Origin of the sequence: Catenulispora rubra (assembly GCF_015356825.1) — a bacterium.
GTDB classification, from domain to species: Bacteria; Actinomycetota; Actinomycetes; order Streptomycetales; family Catenulisporaceae; genus Catenulispora; species Catenulispora rubra.
The window spans coordinates 1-4,666 of sequence record NZ_JAACYW010000492.1 but is presented as its reverse complement, the minus strand read 5'-3'; the positions used below and the strand labels follow the sequence as shown (position 1 = coordinate 4,666).

The window sequence follows — 4,666 nt, the reverse complement described above, 5'->3', positions numbered from 1 at the left end:
TCCCGCTTCCCCGCTTCCCCGCAGCCGGGCGGCTCCCCTCTCAGGCCTCCGTGATCGCCGCGGCGACCGTCTGCCGTGCCGCCCGGCGAGCCGGGATGACCGCGGCCAGGACGCCGGCCAGGGCGCCCGCCACGACGTAGATCAGCAGCTGCGTGTACGGGATCGCCAGGCTCCCCACGCCGGTGGCCTTCGCCACCAGGTGCACCAGGGCCCAGCCGAAGCCGCCGCCCATCACGATCCCGAGGCTGACCCCCAGGACCGCCATCAGCATCGCTTCGAGCATCAGCATCCGGCGCAGCTGCTGCTTGGTCAGTCCCAGGGCCCGCAGCAGCGCGCTCTCGCGGGTGCGTTCCAGGACCGACAGCGACAGGGTGTTGGCGATGCCGATCAGCGCGATCAGGATCGCCAGCCCCAGCATCGCGGTGAACAGCGCCAGGATCTGGTTCAGGCTGCTGTTCAGCTGGTTCTTGTAGTCCGCGACGCTGTTGACGGTCAGCAGCGGGTCGCTGTCGACCGTGGCCTCGATCGCGGCCCGCGTCGCGGCCAGCGTGACGCCGGGTTTGGCCAGCATGCTGACCGTGTCCGGGCCCTGCGAGGGCAACAGCTTCTGGAAGTCCGGGACCGACACCGCGGTGTCCGGCATGCCGATCCCGCTGTCCTGGTAGGTGGCCACGACCTTCAGCGAGACGGTCCTGCCGTCGGCGGCGGTGGCCGTGACGGTCTGCCCGACGGCCGTGTGCAGGGCGGCGAGCTGGTTCTCCTGCACGGCCACGGTGCCCGGGACCACGTCGCTGATCGAGCCCTGCTTCATGATCGGGTTGATCAGCGTGTGGTAGCCGACCGCGTCGATGGCGCCGGCCTGCTCGGACTTGCCGTTCAGGGTGACCTTGCCGTTGTACTCCGCGGCGACCGTGCTCAGCTGCGGCAGGGCCTTGAGCTTGGCGACGGCGTCCGCCGGGACGGACCGGTCGGGGTCGGCGACCACCTGGTAGTCGAACGGGAAGTGCTGCCTGATGGAGTCCGTGGCCGAGGCCTTGATGGAGGCGGTGACCACGGTGAACATCGTCACCAGCGTGATGCCGATGGTGAGCGCGGCGGTGGTGGCGGCGACCCGGCGCGGGTTGCGGCCGGCGTTGGCGGTCGCCAGGCGCGCCGTCGGGCCCAGCGCCTTGCCGGGCAGCCAGCCCAGGGCGCGGATCACCGGCGAGGCGATCACCGGGCCCAGGGCCAGCACGCCGACGAAGGTCACCATGGCGCCGACGGTGAGGATCATGAAGCCCTGGCTGCGGTCCTGCGTCTGCATCCCCAGGTAGCCGACTGCGATACCGGCCGCCGCCAGCAGCAGGCCGACGGTGACCCGGACCCGGCCGGCCTTGCGGGTCACCCGGGTCTCGCCGAGCTGCGCGGACAGCGCCTGCACCGGCGCCACGCGGGTGGCGGCGCGCGCCGGCAGGACCGCGGAACCAAGGGTCAGCAGCACGCCGAGGCCGATCGAGTACAGCGCCGCGTTCCCGTTGACCACCAGGTGGTCGGTCGGCATGTTCAGCCCGACGGCGTTGAGCAGCGCGGACAGGCCCTTGGACAGCCCGATGCCGGTGAAGAACCCGGCGACGGACGCCAGCACCCCGAAGACGAGGGCTTCGATCAGGGTGCTGCCGAAGACCTGGCGGCGGGTCGCTCCCACGCAGCGCAGCAGTGCCAGCTCGCGGGCCCGCTGTGCTACGAGGATCTGGAAGGTGTTCTGGATGACGAGTGCCGACACCAGTGCCGCGATGATGGCGAAGACGAGCAGGAACGTGCCGAAGCCGCTGGTGTAGCCGGTGGCCTGGTTGGCCAGTTCGGTCTGGAGCTGCGCGCCGGTGTAGAAGGTGGCGCCGCTGCCGTCCAGGACGGGCAGGTCCTTGAGCTCGGTGACCAGCTGGTCCTGACCCACGCCGGCCTTGGCGCGCACGGCGATCTGGTCGTAGCCGGCGCTGCCGGTGACCCGCAGCGCGGTCGCGGTGTCGAAGCCGACGACCGACTCCCCGGCGTAGGTCTTGTCGGTGCTGGTGTCGAAGATGCCGACCAGCCGGAAGGTCTCGCGCTGGTCCCCGTGGTCGACCACGGTCACCTGGTCGCCGAGCGCGAAGTGCCGGTCGTCGGCGGTGGCCTTGTCCAGCGCGAGGTCGGTCGCGGCGGCCGGGGCGTGGCCGGCGGTGAAGTCGAAGTAGCCGAGCTTGGCGTCGGTCGGGAAGGCGACGCCGACACCGGTGTTGCCGTTCGCCTTGACCACCTTGCCGGTCTTGTCCAGCACCGGCGCCGGGCCCAGGACCCGGCCCTCGGCCGAGGCGACGTCGGGCAGGTGCCGGACGGCGTCCAGGGCCGCCGGACCGACCGTCTTCTTGCCCTTCTGGTTCTCGATGCTGGAGACCTGCAGGCCGCCGGCCGGGCTGACGGCGGCGTCGACGTTCTTGGCCTGCCGGGCGAAGCTGTCGAAGAAGGACTGCTTGATGGAGTCGGTGAAGATCAGCGTGCCGGCGACGAAGCCGACGCCGAGCAGCACGGTGATCGAGGACAGGAGCATGCGGGCTTTGTGCGCCCTCAGGTTCGCCAGCGCGGTCTTGAACATCGCCGGGTCACTCCCCCGCCGCGACGCGCTCGGGCCGGATCATGCGCAGCTGCGCGGTCACCGAGTCCGGCGTCGGGGAGAGCAGGTCGCCGCGCATGAGGCCGTCGGCGAGGAAGACCACACGGTCGGCGGCGCAGGCCGCGGTGGTGTCGTGGGTGACCATCACGACGGTCTGGCCCAGCTCGCGCACGCTCATCCGCAGGAACGCCAGCACCTCGGCGCCGGACCGGGAGTCCAGGTTCCCGGTGGGCTCGTCGGCGAACACCACCTCCGGGCGGCTCATCAGGGCCCGGGCACAGGCCACGCGCTGCTGCTGGCCGCCGGAGAGCTCGCCGGGGCGGTGCTTGAGCCGGCCCTCCAGATCCAGGACCCCGATCACCTGGTCCCACCACTGCTTCGGCGGCTTCAGGCCGGCCAGGTCCAGCGGGAGCAGGATGTTCTGCTCGGCGGTGAGGGTGGGGAGCAGGTTGAACGACTGGAAGATGAAGCCGATCCGGCGGCGGCGCAGCAGGGTCAGGGCCTTGTCGTTCAGCTTGGTCAGCTCCACCCCGCCGATCTGCACCGAGCCGGAGGTGGCGGTGTCCAGGCCCGCGAGGCAGTGCATCAGCGTGGACTTGCCGGACCCGGACGGGCCCATGATCGCGGTGAACTCGCCCTGGCCGAAGCCGACGGTGACGCCGTCGAGGGCGCGGACCGCGGTGGCGCCGGAGCCGTAGGTCTTGACGAGGTCGCGGGCGAGGACCGCGTAGCCGCTCGCGGCCGGCTCTCGGGTGGTGGCGGACATGGGTACCCCTCCGGAAAACGTGGTGGTGGTGGCTGCTGCTGGTGGTGGTGGCCGTGGTAGCCGTGGCAGCCGTGGTGGTGGCGCTGGGATGTGTGTGGGCCGGGCCCATGAGGCCCAAGAGAAAGGTAAGGACCAGAGGGGGTCCGGGTCGTCGGCCGACGGGCTCGTCCCCGGGTAGTCGCCTGGCGGTGGTCGGGGTGGTCCGCGTACGACTCCAGGCTGGGGGGCGGCTGCGACTGAAGTCGTGCCCTGGGGGGAGGCGGGCCACCTGACCTGCGAGGACGCGCGGGTCGTCCGGAGCCGCCGCGCGGGGCGGATTCCGGCTGCGCGCGCCACTCGTTGGAGTGATCTCCGGCGCGAACCCGGTGATCACGTCGCTCTTGCGGCTTACGCTCTAGGACGCTGCCGACTGGCGGGAGGGACGATGCGACGGTGTCAGCATTCCTGCGGCTGCGAGGGGAACGCGGTCGGGCGCGACCCCGATAGCGGCCTGTTGTTGTGTGCCGCTTGCCTGGGGCGCTCGATCCTCGGGACCGACTGCTCGCGGGCGCGGAAGTACTTCGGGCATGTGCCGGTGCGGTTCGTGAACGCGGCGTGGACCGAGCCGGTGCCGTTGCGGAACGGGGACCGGTCGGTGGTGCCGGACGGGTTCGAGTCGTTTCTGACCGTGCGGACCGAGCCGGGGGCGGCGGCTTGGGACTTCCTGCCGCTTGCCAGAGCCGGGACCGGAATCGGCGTCGGGGCCGGGACGAAGTTCGCGGCGGAGGCTGCGGCGGAGATCGCCGCGGGGGTCGTGGTCCAGGTCCGGACCGGGGTCGGCTTCGGTTTCCGGTTCGGAACCGGATCGGCGACGAATCCGCAGCGGCCGCCGAAGGATCCGCCGTCGGGGCCGTTGCCCCCGCCGCCCGCGCGGCCGGTGCAGCCCAACCCGCCGCGCCGATGAACCGTTGGCGACTGTCCGCGACGCGCTGACCGCGCGGTGTGCTCTGACACCTGTTGGACCGGGGCCCGGACGGCTAGCCTGGCGGGAAATCAAGGCTCACATTCGCAGGGGTGGACGTGACGAGCGGCTCGGGCGGGTTCGGTTTCGGGTCCGGCGGCCGGCACCGCGGCCGGCTCTCCGAGAGCGCCAAATCGGTGGCGGCCGTCATGACCGGGATCGCGGCGCTGCTCGTCGCGGTCGCGGGCATGATCACGCTGGTGTGTTCCGACCCCGAGGGGAACCCGGCTTCGGCGGTGACGACGACCGCCGTCGGGGTGGGGGACGCTCCGGG

At 71.8% G+C, this 4,666-nt stretch carries 4 protein-coding genes; 2 read left to right on the top strand and 2 right to left on the bottom strand.

What is annotated here, in order from left to right; all coding sequences use genetic code 11:
* Positions 1-40 precede the first annotated feature (40 nt).
* Both GWK61_RS52905 and GWK61_RS52900 read right to left on the bottom strand, forming a co-directional pair.
* On the bottom strand, positions 41-2,608 hold the full coding sequence (locus tag GWK61_RS52905; protein ID WP_194921867.1) for an ABC transporter permease: 2,568 nt from the start codon (positions 2,606-2,608) through the stop codon (positions 41-43).
* Positions 2,609-2,615: 7 nt separating this feature from the next.
* Positions 2,616-3,392 (bottom strand): ABC transporter ATP-binding protein, encoded by a 777-nt coding sequence (locus tag GWK61_RS52900; RefSeq protein ID WP_194921865.1) that lies wholly within the window; start codon positions 3,390-3,392, stop codon positions 2,616-2,618.
* Between the two features lie 424 nt (positions 3,393-3,816).
* Between GWK61_RS52900 and GWK61_RS52895 the strand changes: the two genes are divergently transcribed.
* Together GWK61_RS52895 and GWK61_RS52890 are read left to right on the top strand one after the other, a co-directional pair.
* On the top strand, positions 3,817-4,335 hold the full coding sequence (locus GWK61_RS52895; protein WP_194921863.1) for a hypothetical protein: 519 nt from the start codon (positions 3,817-3,819) through the stop codon (positions 4,333-4,335).
* A gap of 110 nt (positions 4,336-4,445) precedes the next feature.
* Positions 4,446-4,666 (top strand): hypothetical protein (locus tag GWK61_RS52890; RefSeq protein WP_194921862.1); only part of this gene is annotated, 221 nt, incomplete at its 3' end.